Source organism: Nocardioides lijunqiniae, assembly GCF_015024225.1.
Lineage (GTDB): Bacteria > Actinomycetota > Actinomycetes > Propionibacteriales > Nocardioidaceae > Nocardioides > Nocardioides lijunqiniae.
Map to the genome: position 1 here is coordinate 174,595 of NZ_JACJGM010000001.1, position 19,958 is coordinate 194,552.

General features: G+C 72.5%; 20 protein-coding genes. 15 read left to right on the forward strand and 5 right to left on the reverse strand.

Annotated elements, in window-relative coordinates:
- The first annotated feature begins 21 nt into the window (after positions 1-21).
- A complete protein-coding gene (gene ftsH / locus IRQ30_RS00835; protein WP_193611181.1) occupies positions 22-2,106 on the forward strand; it encodes an ATP-dependent zinc metalloprotease FtsH in 2,085 nt (694 codons plus the stop codon).
- A gap of 44 nt (positions 2,107-2,150) precedes the next feature.
- Entirely contained in the window at positions 2,151-2,729 is a 579-nt protein-coding gene (folE, locus tag IRQ30_RS00840) for a GTP cyclohydrolase I FolE (protein WP_338089529.1), read from the forward strand.
- Between the two features lie 11 nt (positions 2,730-2,740).
- Here folE and IRQ30_RS00845 read toward each other — a convergent pair whose 3' ends face one another.
- On the reverse strand, positions 2,741-3,598 hold the full coding sequence (locus tag IRQ30_RS00845; RefSeq protein WP_193611182.1) for a class I SAM-dependent methyltransferase: 858 nt from the start codon (positions 3,596-3,598) through the stop codon (positions 2,741-2,743).
- Positions 3,599-3,709: 111 nt separating this feature from the next.
- On the opposite strand from IRQ30_RS00845, the gene folP reads away from it, so the two are divergent.
- From folP to IRQ30_RS24005, 6 genes are all read left to right on the forward strand, one after another.
- Positions 3,710-4,546 (forward strand): dihydropteroate synthase, encoded by an 837-nt coding sequence (gene folP, locus IRQ30_RS00850; protein WP_227466758.1) that lies wholly within the window; start codon positions 3,710-3,712, stop codon positions 4,544-4,546.
- Entirely contained in the window at positions 4,543-4,917 is a 375-nt protein-coding gene (folB, locus tag IRQ30_RS00855; protein WP_193606696.1) for a dihydroneopterin aldolase, read from the forward strand. Before folP ends, folB begins: the two co-directional genes overlap by 4 nt.
- A complete protein-coding gene (folK, locus tag IRQ30_RS00860; protein ID WP_193611183.1) occupies positions 4,910-5,479 on the forward strand; it encodes a 2-amino-4-hydroxy-6-hydroxymethyldihydropteridine diphosphokinase in 570 nt (189 codons plus the stop codon). Before folB ends, folK begins: the two co-directional genes overlap by 8 nt.
- Positions 5,476-5,967 (forward strand): DUF3180 family protein, encoded by a 492-nt coding sequence (locus IRQ30_RS00865; protein WP_193611184.1) that lies wholly within the window; start codon positions 5,476-5,478, stop codon positions 5,965-5,967. Before folK ends, IRQ30_RS00865 begins: the two co-directional genes overlap by 4 nt.
- 129 nt (positions 5,968-6,096) lie before the next feature.
- Positions 6,097-6,678, forward strand: coding sequence for a hypothetical protein (locus tag IRQ30_RS00870; protein ID WP_193611185.1), 582 nt, complete (start codon positions 6,097-6,099; stop codon positions 6,676-6,678).
- Between the two features lie 48 nt (positions 6,679-6,726).
- Complete coding sequence (locus tag IRQ30_RS24005) at positions 6,727-7,821, forward strand: GNAT family N-acetyltransferase (protein ID WP_338089506.1); 1,095 nt, start codon at positions 6,727-6,729, stop codon at positions 7,819-7,821.
- Here IRQ30_RS24005 and IRQ30_RS00880 read toward each other — a convergent pair.
- Positions 7,818-8,825 carry an ABC transporter ATP-binding protein gene (locus IRQ30_RS00880; RefSeq protein WP_193611186.1) on the reverse strand — a complete coding sequence of 336 codons (1,008 nt, stop codon included), beginning with the start codon at positions 8,823-8,825 and terminating at the stop codon, positions 7,818-7,820. The genes IRQ30_RS24005 and IRQ30_RS00880 overlap by 4 nt on opposite strands.
- A gap of 3 nt (positions 8,826-8,828) precedes the next feature.
- On the opposite strand from IRQ30_RS00880, the gene IRQ30_RS00885 reads away from it, so the two are divergent.
- From IRQ30_RS00885 to IRQ30_RS00910, 6 genes are all read left to right on the forward strand, one after another.
- The gene (locus tag IRQ30_RS00885; protein WP_338089507.1) at positions 8,829-9,560 is read left to right on the forward strand and encodes an ABC transporter permease; all 732 of its coding nucleotides are present in this window, start codon (positions 8,829-8,831) and stop codon (positions 9,558-9,560) included.
- Positions 9,557-10,345, forward strand: a complete 789-nt coding sequence (locus IRQ30_RS00890) for an ABC transporter permease subunit (protein ID WP_193611187.1) — start codon at positions 9,557-9,559, stop codon at positions 10,343-10,345. Before IRQ30_RS00885 ends, IRQ30_RS00890 begins: the two co-directional genes overlap by 4 nt.
- 65 nt (positions 10,346-10,410) lie before the next feature.
- Complete coding sequence (locus IRQ30_RS00895) at positions 10,411-11,367, forward strand: glycine betaine ABC transporter substrate-binding protein (RefSeq protein ID WP_193611188.1); 957 nt, start codon at positions 10,411-10,413, stop codon at positions 11,365-11,367.
- 38 nt (positions 11,368-11,405) lie between these two features.
- The gene (locus IRQ30_RS00900) at positions 11,406-12,035 is read left to right on the forward strand and encodes a hypothetical protein (protein WP_193611189.1); all 630 of its coding nucleotides are present in this window, start codon (positions 11,406-11,408) and stop codon (positions 12,033-12,035) included.
- 145 nt (positions 12,036-12,180) lie between these two features.
- Complete coding sequence (locus IRQ30_RS00905; protein WP_193611190.1) at positions 12,181-14,085, forward strand: hypothetical protein; 1,905 nt, start codon at positions 12,181-12,183, stop codon at positions 14,083-14,085.
- Positions 14,086-14,191: 106 nt separating this feature from the next.
- The gene (locus tag IRQ30_RS00910; RefSeq protein WP_193606688.1) at positions 14,192-15,199 is read left to right on the forward strand and encodes a glycosyltransferase family 2 protein; all 1,008 of its coding nucleotides are present in this window, start codon (positions 14,192-14,194) and stop codon (positions 15,197-15,199) included.
- Here IRQ30_RS00910 and IRQ30_RS00915 read toward each other — a convergent pair.
- Positions 15,141-16,265 (reverse strand): DegT/DnrJ/EryC1/StrS family aminotransferase, encoded by a 1,125-nt coding sequence (locus tag IRQ30_RS00915; RefSeq protein ID WP_193611191.1) that lies wholly within the window; start codon positions 16,263-16,265, stop codon positions 15,141-15,143. The genes IRQ30_RS00910 and IRQ30_RS00915 overlap by 59 nt on opposite strands.
- Positions 16,262-17,227, reverse strand: a complete 966-nt coding sequence (locus IRQ30_RS00920; protein ID WP_193611192.1) for a dTDP-glucose 4,6-dehydratase — start codon at positions 17,225-17,227, stop codon at positions 16,262-16,264. Before IRQ30_RS00920 ends, IRQ30_RS00915 begins: the two co-directional genes overlap by 4 nt.
- A gap of 93 nt (positions 17,228-17,320) precedes the next feature.
- Between IRQ30_RS00920 and IRQ30_RS00925 the strand changes: the two genes are divergently transcribed.
- The gene (locus IRQ30_RS00925; protein ID WP_193611193.1) at positions 17,321-17,761 is read left to right on the forward strand and encodes an acyltransferase; all 441 of its coding nucleotides are present in this window, start codon (positions 17,321-17,323) and stop codon (positions 17,759-17,761) included.
- 26 nt (positions 17,762-17,787) lie between these two features.
- Here IRQ30_RS00925 and IRQ30_RS24010 read toward each other — a convergent pair whose 3' ends face one another.
- Positions 17,788-19,929, reverse strand: coding sequence for an acyltransferase family protein (locus tag IRQ30_RS24010; protein ID WP_193611194.1), 2,142 nt, complete (start codon positions 19,927-19,929; stop codon positions 17,788-17,790).
- Between the last annotated feature and the right edge of the window lie 29 nt (positions 19,930-19,958).

Genomic DNA, 19,958 nt, shown 5'->3' on the forward strand with positions numbered 1-19,958 from the left:
AGTACAAGCGAAGAGAAGTCTGTGAAGCGCATTTTCAAGGGTCCCTGGGTCTGGATCGCGGTCGCCGTCGTCGGCGTCCTCCTGGCCCTCCAGTTCCTCGCGCCCGGGGGAGGCTTCGACGAGGTCCCGACCTCGCGCATGGAGTCCTACATCGCCAAGGGCCAGGTCAAGGAGATCACCTTCGTCGACGGGGACCAGGCCATCCAGGCCACCCTCGACTCCGGTGTGCGTGACAGCGGCGACAAGGTCGTCTCGTACTACGTCCGGGGCCAGCAGCAGGACATCATCAGCGCCGTCGACCAGCAGGTGGCGGAGGGGGCGATCGAGGAGTCCAACTCCGAGAACCCCCAGCCCAGCCTGCTCGGCTCGCTGCTCGCGACGTTCCTGCCGATCCTGCTGATCATCCTCGTCTTCCTGTGGCTGATGAACAGCATGCAGGGCGGCGGCGGCCGGGGCGTGATGCAGTTCGGCAAGTCCAAGGCCAAGCTGATCACCAAGGACATGCCGAAGACGACGTTCTCCGACGTGGCCGGCGCCAACGAGGCGATCCAGGAGCTCGGCGAGATCAAGGAGTTCCTCCAGGAGCCCGCCAAGTTCCAGGCAGTGGGGGCCAAGATCCCCAAGGGCGTGCTCCTCTACGGCCCTCCGGGCACGGGCAAGACCCTGCTCGCCCGCGCGGTCGCCGGCGAGGCCGGGGTGCCGTTCTACTCCATCTCCGGCTCCGACTTCGTCGAGATGTTCGTCGGCGTGGGCGCCAGCCGCGTCCGGGACCTGTTCGAGCAGGCCAAGGAGAACGCCCCCGCGATCGTCTTCATCGACGAGATCGACGCCGTCGGTCGCCACCGTGGCGCCGGCATGGGCGGCGGTCACGACGAGCGCGAGCAGACCCTCAACCAGCTCCTCGTCGAGATGGACGGCTTCGACGTGCGCGGCGGCGTCATCCTCATCGCCGCCACGAACCGACCCGACGTCCTCGACCCCGCGCTCCTGCGCCCGGGGCGCTTCGACCGCCAGATCGGCGTCGACGCCCCCGACCTGGCTGGCCGCAAGAAGATCCTCGAGGTCCACTCGCGCGGCAAGCCGATGGCCCCCGACATCGACCTGATGTCGTACGCGCGCCGCACGCCGGGCTTCACCGGCGCCGACCTGGCCAACGTGCTGAACGAGGCCGCGCTGCTGACCGCGCGCAACAACGAGCTGGTCATCACCAACACGTCCCTGGACGAGGCGATCGACCGCGTCATCGCCGGCCCGCAGCGGAGCTCGCGCCTGATGAGCGAGAAGGAGAAGCTCATCACCGCCTACCACGAGGGCGGCCACGCCCTCGTCGCCGCGGCGCTGCCGGGCACCGACCCGGTCCACAAGATCACGATCCTGCCCCGCGGGCGCGCCCTCGGCTACACGATGGTGCTGCCCGACGAGGACAAGTACTCCCAGACCCGCTCCGAGATGCTCGACCAGCTGGCCTACATGCTGGGCGGCCGCGCCGCGGAGGAGATGGTCTTCCACGACCCCACCACCGGGGCCGGCAACGACATCGAGAAGGCCACCTCGCTGGCGCGCGCCATGGTCACGCAGTACGGGATGACCGAGCGACTCGGCGCCATCAAGCTGGGCGACTCCAACTCCGAGCCGTTCCTGGGCCGCGACATGGGTCACCAGCGCAACTACTCCGAGGACGTCGCGGCGATGATCGACGACGAGACGAAGAAGTTCCTCGCCGCCGCGCACCAGGAGGCCTTCGACATCCTCGAGGAGAACCGCGACGTGCTGGACTCCCTCGTGCTCGCGCTGCTGGACAAGGAGACGCTCGACAAGGAGCAGGTGGCGGAGGTCTTCACCCCGCTGCGCCGCCGCGCCGAGCGACCCGCGTGGACCGGCTCGCCGGACCGCAACCCCTCGGACATCCCGCCGATCGAGATCCCGCAGGAGATCCGTGACCGGGTCGCCGCCAACGGCCACGCACCGGAGAAGGAGAGCGCCGGCGCGATCATCACGCCGCCCGGATCCGGCGGCGACGTGCACGGCGGCACCCCGCCCACCGCAGGGCCCACCGCAGGACCCACCGCGGGCCCGCCCGAGCCCGGCTCCGGGATGCCGGGCTAGACGTGGCCGACCCGATCAGCACGCCCGAGCGCCCGCCGGAGGAGATCCCGGAGTTCGACCACGAGCGTGCGGCGGCCGCCGTGCGCGAGCTGCTGTTCGCCATCGGCGAGGACCCCGACCGCGAGGGGCTGCGGGAGACCCCGGCCCGGGTCGCGCGCGCCTACGCCGAGCTCACCCTGGGGCTGCGCCAGACGCCCGAGGACGTGCTCACCACGACGTTCGACATCGGCCACGACGAGATGGTGCTGGTGCGCGACATCGAGCTGTGGTCGATGTGCGAGCACCACCTCGTGCCGTTCACCGGCGTCGCCCACGTCGGCTACATCCCCGCCGAGAGCGGCAAGATCACGGGGCTGTCCAAGCTCGCGCGCCTGGTCGACGTCTACGCCAAGCGCCCCCAGGTCCAGGAGCGCCTCACCACCCAGGTGGCCGACGCCCTCATGGACATCCTGGCGGCGCGCGGGGTCATCGTGGTGATCGAGGCCGAGCACCTCTGCATGACCATGCGCGGGGTCCGCAAGGCCGGGGCGCGCACCATCACCTCCGCGGTGCGGGGCTCGATGCTCTCGGACCCCGCCACCCGCAACGAGGCGATGGCGCTGATCAACAGCCGCCGCGGCTGACGGGCCCGCCGTCAGGCGGAGGCGCCGTGGGCGGTGTCGCCGGCCTTCTTGCGGCCGGGGGTGGGGCCGCCGCCCTCGTTGTTGAGGCCCTTCTCGATGAAGATCAGGTTGTGGTAGGCGTGCACGGCGACCACGTGGCGGTCGCTGTAGGTGGGCTCGTAGTCGGCGTCGAGGAACTCCTCGTAGTTGAGGCCGTCCAGGAGGTCCTTGACCAGGGCCATGGTCGTCGTGGGGTCCTGCCTGTCCTCGCTGCCACCCCACGTGGGCCAGTAGGAGGTCTGGGTGTCCTCGATGGCGTAGACGCCGTCGTCGGCGAGCATGGGGAACAGCACCCGGAAGGTCTCCCGGATGTGCTCGGGGCGGTGGCTGCCGTCGTCGATGACGACCTGCGGGCGACCGTTCTCCGCCACGATGCGCTCGAGGACCTCGCGGTCGGTCTGGCTGCCCTGGTAGGCCTTGATCCGGGGCGCCTCGACGAACGACTTGTCCTCGATGTCGAGGCCCACGATCTGGGCGCGCGGGAAGAAGTGCTTCCACATGCGCAGGGACCGGCCGCCCTGCTTCTCCCGGGCGTAGCCGCCGATCCCGATCTCCAGCAGGGTGAACCGCTCGTCGCGCAGGTGCTCGAGGTGGCGCTGGTAGTGCGGGGTGTAGAAGTGCCGTCCCCACTTGTCCGTGCGGAACTCCTGGGCCAGCTCGGTCAGGTCCATCGCCTGCAGCCGGCGGCGCCGCTGCTCGGCGGGGCTGAGCGGTGCGACGGGCTGGGGAGCCGGCGCTGCGCCCGCGAGGCCGCGCAGCCGCCGCCAGAGCGACTCCGGCACGAGGGGCTTGACCACGCGCACCGCCAGGGTCCGCAACGGGTGGGGCATCAGGTCTCCTGCTCGTCGGGGGCTCGTCGGGCCGGCGCCTTGCCGGCGGTGACAAACTACCGTCCCCGATCAGCCGGCCGGCGCCGTGCACCGAGCCACTAGCCTCTCCTCATGGCGACGACCCCGGTGCTGATGGGTGTCGTGAACGTGACTCCGGACTCGTTCTCGGACGGTGGCCGGTGGCTGCGACCCGACGCCGCCGTCGCCCACGGGCTCGGGCTGCTCGCGGACGGCGCCGACGTGCTGGACATCGGCGGGGAGTCCACCCGGCCCGGCGCGACGCGCCCGCTGGTGGCCGAGGAGCTCGACCGCGTGGTGCCGGTGATCGCCGCCCTGGCGGCCGAGGGCGCCACGGTCTCGGTGGACACCATGCGGGCCGAGGTGGCCGAGGCGGCCGTCGCGGCGGGGGCCACGATCGTCAACGACGTCTCCGGCGGGCTCGCCGACCCGCGGATCCTGCGCGTCGTCGCCGAGGCGGGCGTCACCTACGTCGCGATGCACTGGCGCGCGCACGCCGACCAGATGGGCGACCTCGCCGTCTACGACGGGCCCGGCGGCGTCGTGGCCGCGGTGCGCGACGAGCTCGCGGCCCGCGTGGACGCCGTCCTCGCGGCCGGCGTCGCCCCGGAGCGCCTGGTGCTCGACCCCGGCCTGGGCTTCGCCAAGCTCGCCGAGCACAACTGGTCGCTGCTGCGCGACCTGGGACGGCTCCAGGAGCTGGGGCTCCCGATCCTGGTCGGGGCCAGCCGCAAGGCGTTCCTCGGCCGGCTGCTCGCCCGCGCCGACGGAACCCCCCGCCCGGTCGACCGGCGCGAGCACGCCCATGTGACGGTGGTCCTGCACTGCGCACGTCAGGGCGTGTGGGGGCTGCGGGTGCACGACGTCCGCGCCAGCCGCGACGCGCTGGCGGCGTACGACCTGCTGCACCCGACGGAAGGCGCCACATGACCGACGAGCTCGCCGTGCTCGGCATCGAGTGCTACGGCCACCACGGGGTCTTCGAGTTCGAGCGGCGCGAGGGCCAGACCTTCGTGATCGATCTCTCGCTCGGCATCGACACGGCCGCCGCCGCGGCCTCGGACGACTTGCAAGACACCGTCGACTACGGGAGTCTCGTGGCCTCGGTGAAAGCCGCCGTGGAGAAAGATCCGGTCGACCTGATCGAGACCCTCGCCCAGCGGATCGCGGACGTGTGCCTCTTGCACGTTCGTGTTGAATGGGCGCGGGTGACCGTTCACAAGCCGGATGCCCCCATCGAGGCGACGTTCTCGGACGTAGCGCTCACGATCACCCGGAAACGCGAGGGCCGCCGTGACTGAGACCCCCAACCCGAACATCATCGACGCCGACACCCTCACCGGTGAGATGCGACCGATCCGACGTGCGGTGCTGGCCCTCGGATCGAACCTCGGCGACAAGATGGCCAGCCTCCAGGGCGCGGTCGAGGCCATCGCCGACACCCCCGACGTCTGGGTCACCGCCGTCTCCCCGGTCTACGAGACGGAGCCCGTGGACTCTCCTCCCGACGCGGAGAGCTACCTCAACGCGGTGCTGCTGGTCGACACCACCCTCGCCGCGCACCGCCTGATGGACCGGGCGCTGGCCATCGAGGACGCCTTCGACCGCGAGCGCACGGAGGTCCCCAACGCCCCACGCACCCTCGACGTCGACCTCATCGTGGTCGGCGACCGGCGCAGCGACGACGAGCACCTGCGCCTGCCGCACCCGCGGGCCGCGGAGCGCCCGTTCGTGCTGAAGCCCTGGTACGACGTCGAGCCGGACGCCGTCTTCCCCGACCGCGGCCCGATCGCCGAGCTGCTGGCCGCTCTCGGCACCGACGGGCTCGTCCAGCGCGAGGACCTCGCGCTCGACGTGGAGTGACCCAGGCCCCCGGCCCCGACGGCGGCCCGCCGCCGGGCTCGCTGCGCCCCACCCCACCCGCCGCGCTGGCGGGCTGGGCGGTCGCGGGCCTCGCGATCGGCTGGCTGGTCCACCCGCTCTCCGAGCGGGTGGGCGGCACGGCGCCCGTGGTCTCGTGGACCCAGCCGCTCGCGCTGCTGCTCGTCGCCGCCATCCTCGGCGCCGCGGCGCACGCCACCTGGCGCTCGGTCCACGTGCGCCGCGAGCGGCTGGAGTCGCACCAGGCGGTCAACCGGCTGGTGCTCGCGCGTGCCTGCGCCTACGTCGGCGCGCTCGCCGGGGGCGGCTACCTCGGCTACGGGCTGAGCTGGCTGGGCTCGGAGGCCGAGCTCGGCGACCAGCGGCTGCTGCGGTCCGTGGTCGCCGCGGTCGGCGGGCTGGCCGTGGTGGTCACGGCCCTGCTCCTCGAGCGGGCCTGCCGGGTGCCCGGGGACCCGCCCCCCGCCTGAGCACCGCCTGACCACCGCCTGACCACCGCCTGACCGCCGTACGTCGGCCGCGTCACAGCGGCAACTCCGGCCCCATGCGTCGCGGCGCGTCTGCGCCCGCGCGACCGCGCCGCGACCTACTGTCAGCACATGGCTTCCCCGTCCAGCACGCCCGTGCGCCGACGCCAGCGGTCCACCCGCCTGGTCGTCGCCGGCACGCTGCTCCTCGTCGCCGCCCTGGCCGTCGCCGGGACCGCCCTCACCGGCTCGTGGCTCGCCGTCACCCTCGCCGGCATCCTCGCGGTCGGCCTCGGTGCCGCCGCCACCCGCATCACCCACGCCGAGCTCGCCGACTCCCGGCGCGAGGCGGCGCGCGACCGCGCCACCCAGGCGCAGGGCTACCGCGACATCACGGTCGCCCGCACCGCCGAGAACGCCGCGTACGTCGTCGCGACCTCGGCCCGCATCGCCGACCACGAGCAGACCATCGCCACCCTCGAGCGCGACCTGGGCGACGCCCAGGGCTGCCTGGTCGAGGCGCACCAGAAGCTCGCCGCCGAGCAGCGGCGTGCCGAGGACGCCGAGCGCGACATCGTCTCGCTGCGCACCCGGCTCGACGCCGCGGAGGAGCGGGCCGCCGAGGCCATCGTCCGCGTGGCGGAGATCGAGCGCGAGCTCGACGTCGTCACCGCCGAGTGGCAGGCCGCCCAGGCCACCCGCAAGCACGCCTGAGCACCCACGCGGCGCACCCGTGACGCCGTACTGGGAGAATCGTCGTTCGTGAGCACCGACGAGTCCCGATTCGAGAGCGACCCCGACGAGCTCCTGCCCGAGCAGCCCGGCCTGCCCACCGGCTGGTCCGTGGAGTCGCCCGACCCCGGCGACCGCTTCACGCTGGCGCGGCTGACCCACCTGCTCCGGGCCCACGAGCAGCACGGGCGGGGCTGGGCCGGCTCCGGCCTCGACGACGTCCTCGTCGAGGTGTCCGAGGCCGGGCTGCGCACCCGCGAGAACGTCGTGGTGCGCGACGCGGCCGGCGAGATCCAGGCCTGGGGCAGCGTCCACGACCGCGCCGGCGGGCGGATGCTCTTCGTCCACATCGTCTCCCGCGACCTCACCGAGGGGCTCGGCCGATCCTGCTCCGACGTCCTCGTGGAGTGGGCCGTCGGCCAGGCTCGCGCCGTCGGCGCGGCCCGGGGGCTCGAGGTCCAGCAGATCGACACCGGGTCCTTCGCCGACGACGACCGTCAGCACCGCTGGCTCGAGGCGGGCGGCTTCACCAAGGTCCGCACCTGGTGGCAGATGAGCCGCCCGGTCACCTCGGACGAGGCCGACCTGGTCCCCTCGCCCGAGCGCTGGGAGACCGAGAAGGCGCGCTTCCGCCTGGTGCGGCGCGGCCGGGACGGGATGCCCGACGAGGACGACCTGCGCGAGGTGCACGAGGTGCTCGAGGGGGCCTTCGTCGACCACTTCAACTCCTGGGCCGAGACCTTCGACGAGTTCATGAGCCGGCTGCGCGAGGACCCCGGCCACCGCTGGGACCACTGGTGGCTCGCCGAGGTCGACGACGGCGACGGGCCGACCCCGGTCGGTGCGCTGATCGGCACCCACTCCGAGTCGGCCAACGGCCCCGACGGCTCCTACGTGGCCTACATCGGCGTGCTGGAGGCCGCCCGCGGCCGCGGCGTGGCCAAGGGGCTGCTCCGCACGGTCATCGCGGACGCCGCCGCCCGCGGACGCGACCGGGTCACCCTCGAGGTGGACGCCGACTCCTCCACCGGCGCCGACGGCCTCTACGTGTCCATGGGCTGGGTCACCAAGTACGTCACCGAGTCCTGGCACCGCGACGTGCCCGTCGACGAGGGCCCCGGCTAGCGCTCCAGCGACGCGCGCAGCGCGCGGTGCACGCCGTTGGGGGTGAGGACGCCGACGAAGCGGGGGCCGTCCTTGACGCCCACCATCATCCGGTCGTCGCGCAGCATCGTCGCGAGCGCCTGCTCCAGGGTGCTGTCGAGGTCGATGGTCGAGGCGAGGTCGCCGACGCTGACGCCGTCGAGCGGCTCGATGTGCGCGACGTCGAGCGGGGTCACGCTGAGCCGGCGCAGGCCGTGCTCGGAGCCCACGAAGTCGGCCACGAAGTCGTCGGCCGGTCGCGCCAGGAGCTCCATGGGGGTGGCGTACTGCGCCAGGCGCCCACCGACGGCGAAGATCGCGACCCGGTCGCCCATCCGCACGGCCTCGTCGATGTCGTGGGTCACGAGCACGACGGTCTTGCCCAGGTCGCGCTGCAGGTGCAGGAACTCGTCCTGCAGCCGCACCCGCACGACCGGGTCGACGGCGCCGAACGGCTCGTCCATCAGCAGCACCGGCGGGTCCGCGGCGAGCGCCCGGGCCACGCCGACCCGCTGCCGCTGGCCGCCGGAGAGCTGGTGGGGGTAGCGGTCGCCGTACGTCGCGGGGTCCAGCCCGACGAGCTCCAGCAGGTGGTGGGCCCGCTCGCGCGCCACGGACTTGGACTCGCCGTAGAGCAGCGGCACCGTCATCACGTTGGCGGTGATCTTCTGGTGCGGGAACAGCCCGACCTGCTGGATGACGTAGCCGATGCCGCGCCGCAGCTGGACGGGGTCCTCGCCGGTGACGTCCTTGCCGTCGATCTCGATGCGCCCCGTGGTGGGCTCGATCAGCCGGTTGATCATCTTCAGCGTCGTCGACTTGCCGCACCCGGACGGGCCGACGAGGCAGACCAGCTCGCCGCGCCGGATCTCGAGGTCCAGCTCCTGCACGGCGACCGTGCCGTCGTCGTAGGTCTTGCCCACGCCGCTGAGACGGATCATCGGTGCGGAGTCGTCGCCCGGGGCCCCGGAACGGGTAGCGTCCATGCGGTGACCCTACCCGCGGCGCTGCTCACGGCAGCAGGGTCGGCGCGCGAGCCGAAGTGCTACGCCAACACGCAGGACGCCAACGAGTGGGTCTGCTGGCAGTACGTCGAGGACCGCAGCGACCAGATCCTCGACGCCCTGCAGTGGCACGTCCAGATCACCCTGGCGGCGCTCGTGCTCGCGGTCCTCATCGCGTTCCCCCTCGCGCTGCTGGCACGGCGGTTCCCCCGTGCCGAGGCCTGGGTGCTCGGCGGCGCGACCGGGCTCTACACGATCCCCTCCCTCGCGCTCTTCCCCCTCTTCCTTCCGTTCACCGGCATCTCCGCGACGACCGTCGTCCTCGGGCTGGCGCTCTACGCGCTCACCGTCCTGGTGCGCGCCATCCTCGACGGACTGCGGGGAGTGCCCGACGAGGTGCGCGAGTCGGCGACCGGCCTGGGCTACGGCAGGGGCAAGCTCCTGCTCAAGGTCGAGCTCCCGCTCGCCCTGCCCGTGATCGTGGCCGGACTGCGCGTGGCCACCGTCTCCACCGTGGCCCTCACGACCGTGGGCAGCCTCGTCGAGGGGACCTACGGCGGCCTGGGGCGGCTGATCGCCCACGGCGTCGATGCGAACTTCCGTGCCGAGCTCCTGACCGCCTCGGTGCTCTGCGTGCTGCTGGCGCTGGTGCTCGACGCGGTCCTGGTGCTCGCCCAGCGGGCCCTGACGCCCTGGGCGAGGGGAGGTCGGGTGTGAACGTCTTCTCCGACTCCCTCGCCTACCTCTTCGACGGCGCCAACTGGCGCGGGTACGACGGCATGCTCGCCCTCCTCGTCGAGCAGCTGCTGCTGACGGCGACCGCGATGGTCCTCGCCGCCGGAGTGGCCCTCCCGCTCGCGCTGACCCTCGGCCACCTCGGCCGGGGAGGGTTCCTCGCGATCAACCTGACGAACTTCGGGCGTGCGGTCCCGACCTTCGCCCTGCTCGCGATCTTCGTCGTCGCCGATCCCTGGGGCTGGACGGGCGGACGCTTCCCCGGCGCCGCGGAGCTCGGCCCCTACGGCCGGGCGGGCGCCTCCACGCTCGCGGCCCTGGCCCTGTTCGCCCTGCCGCCCATCGTCACGAACGCCTACGTCGCCATGCGCGAGGTGCCCGGCGAGGTCGTCGAGGCCGCCCGCGGCATGGGGATGACCGGTCGCCAGCTCTTCTTCCGGGTCGAGCTGCCCCTCGCGCTGCCCCTCATCGTCTCCGGACTCCGGCTCGCCCTGGTGCAGGTGTGGGCGACCGCCACCATCGCCGCGCTCGTGGTCGGTCCCGGTCTCGGGAAGGTCATCGTCGACGGCTTCGACTCGGAGGACTACGGCAAGGGGATCGCCGGCGCCGTGGTGGTCGCGGTCATGGCGCTCGTGCTCGAGGTCGCCGCCTCCCTCGTCGAGCGGTGGGCCCGCCCCGAGAGTGGTCCGCCCCCTGCGCGAGACGTCGAGGCGGCGGTGTCGGTGCCAGCGCCTACTGTGGGAGCGTCGGCCGACGGCGGCCACTGACGAGGGTCTGCCCCCGTCACCGGACACGCGCAGGCTCACCTGCGGGACACAGAAGGTGCAGCACCATGACCCGAATTCCAACCCCGGCGCGCCTGCTGGCGGCCCTGGCGGTCTCCGCGACCCTCGTCCTCTCCGGCTGCGCCGGCGACGACCTCGACGACGACAAGAGCGGCGGAGGCGGCGGCGGCGGCGACGGCGAGAAGGTCACCATCGCCAGCCAGGACTTCGACGAGGCGGCGCTCGTCACGCAGATGTACGCCCAGCTGCTCGACGACGCCGGCTACGACGTCGAGACGCAGCTCGTGGGGCAGCGCGACATCTACCTCAACCAGATGCCCGACAACATCGACATCGCCTCCGACTACCTCAGCGGCATCGCCGACCTGGTCAACACCCAGGCCAACGGCGCCGACGCCGAGCCGATCTCGAGCAACGACACCCAGGCCACCATCGACGCGGTGACCCCGCTCCTCGCCGACAAGGGGATCGAGCTCCTGGACGCGTCCCCGGCCAACTCGCAGAACGCCTACTTCATCACCGAGGACTACGCCGAGCAGCTCGGAGGGGCCACGGCGCTCTCCGACCTCGAGGGCGAGTCCGTCACCCTGGCCGCCAACAAGGACTGCCCCGGGCGCGCCGACTGCCAGGCGGGCCTCGAGGACGTCTACGGCATCACGGTGGCGAAGTTCCTCGGCACCGGCTTCGCCTCGCAGCAGACCTACGACTCGGTGCTCAACGGTGAGTCCGACCTCGGCCAGACCGGCACGCTGGACGTCACCCTGGAGGACCGCGGCCTGCTGCTCCTCGAGGACGACAAGGGCATCCAGCCCGCGCAGAACTTCATCCCCGCGGTCGGCAGCGACTTCATCGCCGACCACGAGGACGTCGCCGACATGCTCAACGAGCTCATGGCCGCGCTCGACAACGAGAAGCTCGGCGAGCTGCTCGTGAGGGTCACGGTCGACCGCGAGTCCATCGAGGACGTGGCCGGCGACTTCCTCCAGGAGGAAGGCCTGGTCTGAGGGTGTTTTGCGGCGCGGGGCCCGGGGAATAGTCGCGTATGAAGACACTCTCGGGCCTCGCGGCCGCCATGCTCACCCTCGCTCTCGCCGTGGTCGGCAACGTCGTCGCCACCACGGCCCCGGCCCAGGCCGCCACCGGTGCCATGCGTCCCTGCCGCATCAGCGACTGGGACGGCGGAAAGTCCAAGACGTTCCGCCAGATCACGCTCAAGAAGTCGAGGTTCGGCATGACCCATGCCGTGCGTCGCCGCATCCCCGCCGGCGTCGGCTTCACCCGCAAGGTCGAGCTGACCAAGATCGACGTCCTGTCGGCGTCGCTCGAGGCGTCCGCGACGGTCAAGGCCGACGCCGGGGCCTTCTTCGCCAAGGCCTCCGTCGAGGCAGGGGTCAAGGTCGGTGCGGCCGGCTCCAAGACGACCTCGAAGTCCGTCACCGAGACCTTCGACGTCGCCAGCGCCAAGCGGGACCGGCTGTTCGTCTTCTACGCCGGGTACCAGACCTTCGGCTTCCGTGCGCACAAGCGGATCTGCAACCACGGACAGCACGACTCGTATGGTCAGCTGCGGAGCTTCGACGTCATCGACGAGAGCGGCGCCGTGCTGTGCCCGGCGTCCCGCTACAAGAAGGGCTCCGTCAAGTACCAGATCGCCCGCAAGGGTGGCTGCTGACCCGTTGCGGCGCTCCACGACCGTTCCGACGGCGTAGCCCCGGAACGGCCCCGCGGGCGCGCCCGCGAGGCCGTCCTCCGCCGTCTCTCCGCTTACACTTCACGCCGCGGCTCGGTGGAGAGACGCGGCGCAGGAGAGGGGCCTTGTGACGGACAGCGAGACCACCGGGACGTCGACGGACGGCCCGGTCGACACCGGCCGGACCGGTGCCACGGCTGTCCCCGAGGTCCCGCGCCGCAGCCAGGCGGCCCCGGTGAGCCGACTGCCCCAGCTGGCGGCCGGCGGCGCGCTGGCGGCGACGCTCACGTGGGTGGTCGTCGTGGTGCTGTGCGCGCGCCGGGGGCTCGACCTCACCGACGAGAGCTTCTACCTCCTGAGCTACCGCTGGTGGAACGTCAACTTCGACGCGTTCACCGGCGTGCAGTACGTCTACGGGCCGGTCTTCCAGCTGCTGGGCTACGACATCGGGCTCCTGCGCATCGTGCGCCTCCTGGTGACGGTGGCGACGCACGCCTGGCTCGGCTGGGCGTTCATGGGATGGCTGCGGGTGCAGCGGCCCTCGGCGCCCGACACCCGCTGGTGGGAGGTCGCCGGCGCCGCCACGATCACCGCCTGCGCCGGCATCACCTACTCCTGGCTCCCGCTCAGCCCGGGCTACAACGACCTGGCGCTCTCGTGCGCGTTCGTCCTCGCCGGCGGCACGCTGCGCGTCGCGCGTGACAACGCCCTCGACCGGCCGCCGCCGGCCTGGGTGCCGGTCGGCATGGGCGCCGCGGCCGTCGTGATGGCGCTGGCCAAGTGGTCCTCCGCCGCGCTGGTGCTGCTCGGCGTCGTGGTGGTCCTCGTGGCCGTCCACGTCGCCGCGCGCCAGAGCCTGGTGCGGCTCGGACGGCTGGCGGCGCTGGGAGTGGCCGGGGTGCTGCTCATGGCCGGGTTCGTGCAGTTCCTCCTCGTGCCGTTCCAGACCATCGTCCCGCCGATGCTGGAGGTCAACTCCCGGGTCGCCGACTCCACCAACTCGCCCGGCGCGCTGATGGCCCGCTACCGCACCGGCGGCGAGACCCTCGTCGACGACGTCGTCGCGCAGTACTGGCCGCTGCTCCTGGCGGCCGTGCTGACGCCGCTGCTGGCGCGCTGGATGAGGATCGGCGTCACGCTCGCCGTGCTCGCCCTCGGCTGGAGCGTCGTGCAGGTGGTGCGTCGCGACGGCACCCTGGCCGGCTCGCCGAACCTGCTCACCTTCACGGTCACGATCTTCGCGCCGCTCGCCGCGGTCCTGCTCGCCGCCATGGCGGCCGGCCTCGTCTCGGCGGTGCGGGAGCGCGGCAGCCGCCAGGACGGGGAGGGCTCGTGGCGCCCGCACCTGGCGCGCGCCGTCGTCGTCGTCATGCTGCTGGTCCTGCCGGTCGCGGTCTCGGTCGGCACGGGCAACCTGCTGCAGTTCATGGCCGTGCTGGGGCTGGCCGCGTGGGTGGCGCTGGCGATCATGGTCGTCACCGCCCCGTGGGCGCGTCAGCGCGCGACCCAGGTGCTGCTGGTCGGGGCCGTGGGCGGCATCGTCCTCGCCACGACCTGCATCGCGGTCGACGGGCTGTGGAACCGGCCCTACCGCACGTCCGGCTTCTCCGCGAGCACCGCGACGGTCCAGGACGTGCCCGCCCTGGAGTCGGTGCGGGTGGCCCCGGACGACGCCGCCGCCTACACCGAGCTGCGCCGGCAGCTGATGCCGTACGTCGAGCGGCCGGGCCGGGCGATGATGCCGTTCGACGGCATGGCCGGGCTGGTCTACCTGCTCGACGGTCGCCCGGTGGGGGAGGCGTGGTATTCCCGCCTGGACACCGCCCGCTCCACGGCCGGGGTGATCCGCACCTGCGACGACGACCGGTGGTGGGGCGCCCGCAAGCCGATCGTCCTGTTCAACCGGCCGGTGACCGATCTGGAGCGCTCGGCGCTGCGCCACTGCGGGATCCACCTCGCGCGCTACGAGAAGATCCGCGTGACGGTCCCGATCCCGGACGTCGTCGTCTACGTGCCGAGGAACGGCTCGTGACCTCACGCGCCCGCCCCGCCGTGGCGGTGTCCTATCGTGTCGTGGCCGAGCCGCCGCCTGCGCAGCCGGGCCCCACGACCCGATCCCTCCTGGAGAGATGACGAGCATGACGCAGAACCCCGACGAGGTGACGCCTCGCCGTCTGGTCTCGATCATCGTGCCGGCCCTGGACGAGGCGCCCAACGTCCCCGGCCTCATCGAGCGCTTCGGCCACCTCGCCCGGGCGCACCCGGCCTACGACTTCGAGCTGGTGGTCGTCGACGACGGCTCGGTCGACGGCACGGCCGACCTCGTCGTCGCCGGGGCCGACCCGGCGCACCGCACGGTCGTGGTCCGGCTGGCGCGTCGCTTCGGGTCTCACTACGCCATCTCCGCCGGCTTCGAGGCCTGCCACGGCGACGCCGCGATCGTGCTCGGAGCGGACCTGCAGGAGCCCCCCTCGCTCATCGACGACTTCATCGCCGGGTGGGAGTCGGGCTCCGAGGTCGTCTGGGGCGTACGCCGCACGCGCACCGGGCGCTCGTGGACGCAGGAGGCGTTCTCCAAGACGTTCTCGGTGCTGTTCACGCGCTACGCGGACCTGCAGAACTACCCCGCCGAGGGACCCTCGGGCGTGCTGGTGGACCGGTGCGTCATCGACGAGGTCGCCAAGATGCCGGAGCACAACCGCAACGTGCTGGCGCTGATCGCGTGGCTTGGCTTCACCCAGACGCGGGTCGACTACGACCAGGTCGCGCGCACGCACGGCCAGTCGCGCTGGACCAGGCGGCGGATGCTGCAGCTCGCGGTCGACTCGCTGATCCAGTTCTCGTCGATGCCGCTGCGCCTGTGCACCTTCGCCGGGCTGGGTGTCGCCCTGCTCGGCGTCCTCTACGCGATCTTCCTGGTCGTGCGCGTGCTGGTGGGCGTGGAGACGCCGCCGGGCTGGTCCACGGTGCTGGTCGCGGTGCTGCTGCTCGGCGGCATGCAGCTGACCGTCGTGGGCGTGATCGGCGAGTACCTCTGGCGCGCGGTCGAGGAGACCCGGGCCCGCCCGCTGTTCGTGGTGCGCGACGTCAGGACGGTGCCGGGTCCCGACGGTTCTCCGCGACGCTCGCCGTCAGACCGGCCCTGATCAGCTCGAGGTCCTCGTCGGCCATGCCGGGGTAGAGCGGCAGGGTCAGCGTCTGGCGGTGGGCGCGGGTCGCCTCGGGGAAGCGCGCGCCCGACTCGCCGAAGCGGCTCACGAAGTACGGCTGCAGGTGCATCCCGTAGGTGCCCAGCGTCGTCTCGATGTCGTGGGTGCGCATCGACCGGATGACGCCGTCGCGGTCGACGTCGTCGGCCAGCCGGACGACGTAGGACTGGTAGGCGTGGCTGATGTGCTCCGGCGCGGACGGCGGGGTCACGCCGACGACCGCCGCGAGCCGCTCGCTCAGCGCCGCGGCCAGGCGGCGGCGCTCGGAGAGGATGTGGTCGAGCTTGCGCATCTGGGCCACGCCGATGGCGGCGTGGACGTCGGAGAGGCGGTAGTTGAAGCCGGCGTCGACGAACTCCATGAACAGCTCGCCCCGGATCGCGCCGTGGGTGCGGAGCACGTTGATGCGCTCGGCGAGGTCGGCGGAGGCGGTGGTGATCATCCCGCCCTCGGCGGTGGTGACGATCTTGCGCGGGTGGAAGGAGAAGACGCCCGCGGTCGCCAGCGATCCGGCGTCGCGGCCGCGGTAGGTCCCGCCGAGCGCGCACGCGGCGTCCTCGATGACCGGCAGGTCGTGGCGGGCGGCGATCTCGTTGATCGGGTCCATGTCGGCGCACAGGCCGAAGGCGTGCACGGGCATGACGGCCGCGGTGCGCTCGGTGATCGCCGCCTCGAGGAGGCGGGGGTCCATGTTGAACGTGTCGGGCTCGATGTCGACGAACACCGGGACGGCGCCCTGCTGCACGACGACGTTGGCCGTGGCGGGGAAGCTGAAGGCGGGCATCACGACCTCGTCGCCCGGCCCCACGCCGAGGCCCACGAGCGCGAGGTGCAGGCCGGTCGTCGCCGAGCTCACGGCGGCGGCGTACGGCGTGCCGACGACGGCCCGCACGGCGTCCTCCAGCTCGCGGGCGCGCACCCCTTGCGTGAGCATGCCCGACGCGAGCACGGCGGTGATCTCGGCGAGCTCGTCGCCGTCGATGAGCGGGACGTTGAGCCTCAAGCCAGGACCCCGCGGTACCAGTCGACCGTCTCGGCCAGCGCGTCGTCGCTCAGCGTCGGGATGTCGCGTCCGATGACCTTGCGCAGCTTGGTGGCGTCCGCCAGGTGACGGCGCACGTCGCCGGGCCGGGGGGCGGTGTGCACCACCGGGTGGTCCTCGGCGCCCATGGTCGCCAGCAGCCGGCGGACCAGCTCGTTGACGGAGGTCTCGACGCCGCTCGCCACGTTGAGCACCTCGCCGCGGCACTCGGGGGCGTCGTGGATCTCCACCATCAGGTCGGCGGTGTCGCGCACGAAGATCAGGTCACGGGTCTGCTCGCCGTCACCGAAGATCTCGATCGGCTGGCCCGACATCACGCGCTTGACCACGATCGGCACGATGCCGGCGTAGGAGCCGGGGTTCTGGCGCGGGCCGATGTTGTTGAACGGGCGCACCACGGTCACGTCGATGCCGAAGGTCTGGACGTAGGACTCGATGATCCGGTCCGCCGCGCTCTTGCTCGCGGCGTAGGGCGTGATCGCGTCGTGCGGGTGGTCCTCGTCCATGGGGATGTAGCGGGCGCTGCCGTAGGCCTCGGACGTCGACACGTGCAGGAGCCGCTCGACCAGGCCGCGCCGCGTGAGCTCGCTGACCGTGAGGGCGATGGCGACGTTCGTCTGCACGGTCCACGCGGGGTAGACCAGCGAGGTCGGGAGCGGGATGACCGCGAGGTCGAAGATGGTGTCGACACCGCGGCGCTCGACGATGTCCTGCATGGCCGGGAGGTCAGCGGCGTCGAGGCGGATGACCTCGACGTCGGCGTCGGTGGCCAGCGCGTTGCGCAGGTTGCTCGCCTCGCCGAGGAAGAAGTTGTCGACCACGGTGACGCGCGCGGGATCGTCGGCGACGATGCGGTCGACGAGGTGGCTGCCGATGAAGCCGGCGCCGCCGGTCACCAGGATGGACTTGGACTTGACTGACATGACCTGCTCGTTCGCGAAGGGGGTCGGGCGTAGGCTCTGCTGGCGCGGGCAGGCTACCAGCGCGGCGCCCCACGGCCAGGATCGGAGACGACGTTGACGGCAGCTGAGCAGGCCCGGGACGACGGGCCGCTCCCCGCGAACCCGTACCACCCCCTGGCCTGGATCGTGGGGGAGCCGGACATCGGCGACGGCGTGTGGATCGGTGCGTTCACGGTGGTCGACGGCAGCGGCGGCCTCACCGTCGGCGCGGGCTGCGACATCTCGGCGGGGGCCCAGATCTACACCCACTCCACCGTCGCGCGCTGCCTCAGCGAGGGCGCGACCGGGACCGAGCGCCGGCCGACGTCGATCGGGCGCCACGTGCACGTCGGCGCGAACGCCGTCGTGCTGATGGGCAGCAAGATCGGCGACTTCTCCGTGGTCGGCGCGGGGGCCGTGGTCCGCGAGGGCACGGTCGCACCGCCGTACAGCCTGCTCGTGGGGGTGCCCGCGCGGGTCGTCCCCGACGGCGCCCGCCGCTTCACGACCGGCTAGCCGCCCGCGGGCGGCCGCGCACCGCCTCAGCCGCGTCGGCGCTTGGCGGCCTTGACCGCGGGGACCAGCTCGGACGCCAGCGCCGGTGCCAGCAGCCGCACGAACGTCGCCGTGACGTGCGAGCCCTGGCGGTAGGTGAGCACGTTGCGCAGCACGGCCCGGCAGGTCTGCTCCGGGCACACCAGCGGGTTCATGTCGATGAAGGTGCCGTCGACGCGGGCCGCGGCGTCGCGCATGGCGACGTTGCTGCTCATCTCGGCGAGGTCCCAGGAGCAGGTCTCGCCCGGGTCGTCGTCGAGGTGCTCGGCGACGCACTCGTAGGCGTTGGGCGCGACCTCGGCCGACGGGCTGGGGGTGTCGGAGATCGCGATCACCTTGGTCCCGGCCTCGGTGAGGGGCTTCCAGTAGCCGACGTAGCCCTCGACCAGACCCTCGAGCGTCTCCTCCCCGTCCTCGTCGACGGCGCCCTTGCGCAGCCCCGAGGTGATCAGGACGTCCGGGACGTCACCGGGGCTGCTGATCCGGCGGAAGACCTCCTCGCCCCACTCGCGGCACTCCTCGAAGGGGTCGCCCTCGACCAGGGTCATCGTGTCGGTGAACGTGCACCCGCCCTTGGTGTAGAGCCGCACCCGCCAGCCGTTGGCCTCGGCGATCGCGTCGATGGCCGGCATCCACTGGGCGATCTTCGAGTCGCCCACGACGGTCACCGAGGTCCGCCCGGCGGGGTCGCCGCTGTCGCACGACTTGACGCCGGTGTCGTAGACCTCGACCGCGCAGCCCTGGGCGTAGAGCTCGGGGGAGTCCAGCACGGCGTCGACGGGGTCGGGGGTGATGGAGTCGAAGAGCGGCGGGCCGTCGACGCCGACACCGGCCGCCACCGTGCCCTTGAGGTCGCGCGGGGCGATCTCCACCGCGGCCCCGGGGTCGGCCGACGTCGAGCGGCTCGTCGAGACGGCGTGCTGGAGCACCAGCCCGGCGACCACGGCCACGAGCGTGCAGTTGAGGCCGAGGGAGAGCGCCAGCCGCGGCGACGCGGCGATCGCGGGCGAGCGCCGGATCGGGTTCTCCACGAGGCGGAAGGACAGCCATGCCGGGACGAACGACAGCACCACGAGGCCCAGGCCCTGCGCGGCCGAGAGGTCGCCCCAGCGCCAGGTGCCGAACTGCAGGACCGGCCAGTGCCACAGGTAGAGCGAGTACGACAGGCCGCCCACCCAGACGAGCGTCCGGCGTCCGAGCAGGGCGCTGGCCCAGCTGGTCGTCGCCGCGAACCCCGCGACGATGACCGCCGCGGTGCCGAGAGTCGGCACGAGCGCACCCGGGAACGGCCAGGGGGTCTCCTCGCCCTGCAGCAGGAGGCCGGCCACGACCACGACCAGCCCGAGCCCGCCCAGGACCTGCGCCGCCCACGGGGGCAGGCGACGCCACTGGCTGGCGCCGAGGGCCACGAGCGCGCCGAGGCCGAGCTCCCAGAGCCGGGTGGTGGTGACGAAGAACGCCTCGCTGGGACGCTCCGAGGTCATGTAGGCCGCCCACGCCAGCGACGGGACGACGATGACGACGACCAGTCCGAGCGCGAGGAAGCCGCGCGAGGCCGTCGGCGTCGCGCGCCGCCCGCGCGAGGCGAGCACGCGGGACCCGAGCCATGCGAGGCCGAGGATGACGGGGGGCCAGATGAAGTAGAACTGCTCCTCGACGGCCAGCGACCAGAAGTGCTGCACCGGCGAGGGGGCGACGTCCTCGGCCATGTAGTCCACGGAGCGGTTCGCCAGGACCCAGTTGACGACGTAGAGCGCCGACCCGATGACGTCCTGGGCGATCGCGCTCCACTGCACGCGAGACACGCCGAGCCACGCGGCGACGGTCGTGACCAGCAGGACGAGCCCTGCTGCGGGAAGCAGGCGCTTCGCCCGGCGAGCGTAGAAGCGCGGCAGGTCGATGCGGCCCCGGTCCTCCAGCTCCAGCAGCAGCTGGGTGGTGATCACGAAGCCCGAGACGACGAAGAAGACGTCGACGCCGGCGAACCCGCCGGGCAGGAAGGTCAGGCCGGCGTGGTTGATCAGCACCGCGGCCACGGCCAGCGCGCGGAGTCCCTCGATGTCGGGGCGGAACCGGTGACCCTTGTCCGGAGCCGCTGCACCGCTCGGCACCGCAGTGGACCGGCGCACGGTCCGCGGTGCCCTGGGCCGTCCCGGCG

Bases quoted from the DNA above. Each gene is read 5' to 3' on its own strand.
- IRQ30_RS00870 (WP_193611185.1), top strand. From the start codon at position 6,097: ATGGCTTCCCCGTCCAGCACGCCCGTGCGCCGACGCCAGCGGTCCACC.
- IRQ30_RS00845 (WP_193611182.1), bottom strand. From the start codon at position 3,598: ATGCCCCACCCGTTGCGGACCCTGGCGGTGCGCGTGGTCAAGCCCCTC.
- IRQ30_RS00910 (WP_193606688.1), top strand. From the start codon at position 14,192: ATGACGCAGAACCCCGACGAGGTGACGCCTCGCCGTCTGGTCTCGATC.
- IRQ30_RS00920 (WP_193611192.1), bottom strand. From the start codon at position 17,227: ATGTCAGTCAAGTCCAAGTCCATCCTGGTGACCGGCGGCGCCGGCTTC.
- IRQ30_RS00895 (WP_193611188.1), top strand. From the start codon at position 10,411: ATGACCCGAATTCCAACCCCGGCGCGCCTGCTGGCGGCCCTGGCGGTC.
- IRQ30_RS00880 (WP_193611186.1), bottom strand. From the start codon at position 8,825: ATGGACGCTACCCGTTCCGGGGCCCCGGGCGACGACTCCGCACCGATG.
- IRQ30_RS00900 (WP_193611189.1), top strand. From the start codon at position 11,406: ATGAAGACACTCTCGGGCCTCGCGGCCGCCATGCTCACCCTCGCTCTC.
- folP (WP_227466758.1), top strand. From the start codon at position 3,710: ATGGCGACGACCCCGGTGCTGATGGGTGTCGTGAACGTGACTCCGGAC.
- folB (WP_193606696.1), top strand. From the start codon at position 4,543: ATGACCGACGAGCTCGCCGTGCTCGGCATCGAGTGCTACGGCCACCAC.